Annotated in this window: 1 protein-coding gene; it reads right to left on the minus strand. The window is 58.8% G+C overall.

From position 1 onward, the window contains the following. Positions 1-84: 84 nt before the first annotated feature. On the minus strand, positions 85-900 hold the full coding sequence (locus OC184_RS20270) for a hypothetical protein (protein ID WP_265508960.1): 816 nt from the start codon (positions 898-900) through the stop codon (positions 85-87). Positions 901-1,152: the final 252 nt, after the last annotated feature.

A 1,152-nucleotide genomic window follows, 5' to 3' on the forward strand; every position in this document is an offset into this window, starting at 1 on the left:
GCTCCTTCAGAATGCCGATGATCTGATCTTCAGTGAACCTGCTGCGCTTCATCTCTGGTCCTATCGGTTGGGCCAGAGTCTATCTCAAACTGGACTAGGCGGAGGGGGCAACGTCAAGGCGCGCAGCGGAAGAGCTCCATCCCGTCGCCGAATATGGTGATGAACAACAGCCGCCGTCGCCCTTCCACCGCGGTCGGCTGCGAGCACCTGCTGGATGATCTGCAACAAGCTGCTGTCCCGACACGTCAGGCGCCCCAAGGGCCCGATTGACAGATCCTCTGTCTCCTCCAAGAGGGAAAGCGCGTTGCTATCCGCGAAGACCACGTGCAGCTTACTATCAACCCGCAGTATACCCGATACGGGATCGTCTGCGGTTATGGTGGCCTTCCAAGATCCGAACGCTCGGGTCAGATGTGGAACAAGCAGCGAGATTGCGCCCTTGGCGCGGTTGATCACCTCCGCTTCTGCGTCGGAGCTGACTATGCTGAAGAAGAAGTGGCGATCTTCATTGCGGTCGAGCGTCACACCGAGGCCGGTCACGATATCCTGCGGCCGCAGATACTCACTGTAAAAGTCGGTTTGCAGCAGGGCCTTGCGCGGGAGCATCTCGTCGGCCTGCATGACCTGCCCAAGTGGGCGGATCATGGCGTGATCCATCCAAGGGTTGATGGCAGAATACTCGCGATTATATTTGTCGACCGTTCCCTTGTCCAAGCCGCCAGCCAGAGAGAAGGCGCCCTGCCCGGTCGTCTTGTCGTGGTAGAACAGGACTGTTTGTCCATTGGGCAGCAATCGGCGACTGTGATCCATGAAAACCTGCCAGGGCGCTTCGCCGAACATGGCGGCGTAGACATGGTCGATGAGCTCGCTTGCCAGGTGCGGCTCGGTCGGAGTGTGCATGCGCAGCCCTCCCGTAATCGCCTTCGTCAGCTATACCCCGCCCGAGGTATTCTGGCATAATCGATCATACTATAGTTTTAATCCAGCACTATCTCATTTAAATCTCCGCCGCGCCAAAGGCGGTGCAACACGGCGTTGTTGCGCAACTCATGCCTGAGGCGTGATGGCCCCTTTCCCCGTCGGCGTCATGCCACGCGGACGATCTCAGCGGTGCCGAGCGCATTGAAGCGGTTGATGAGGGCGATGCGGATC

The sequence above is a fragment of the Paracoccus rhizosphaerae genome (assembly GCF_026162645.1).
GTDB classification, from domain to species: Bacteria; Pseudomonadota; Alphaproteobacteria; order Rhodobacterales; family Rhodobacteraceae; genus Paracoccus; species Paracoccus rhizosphaerae.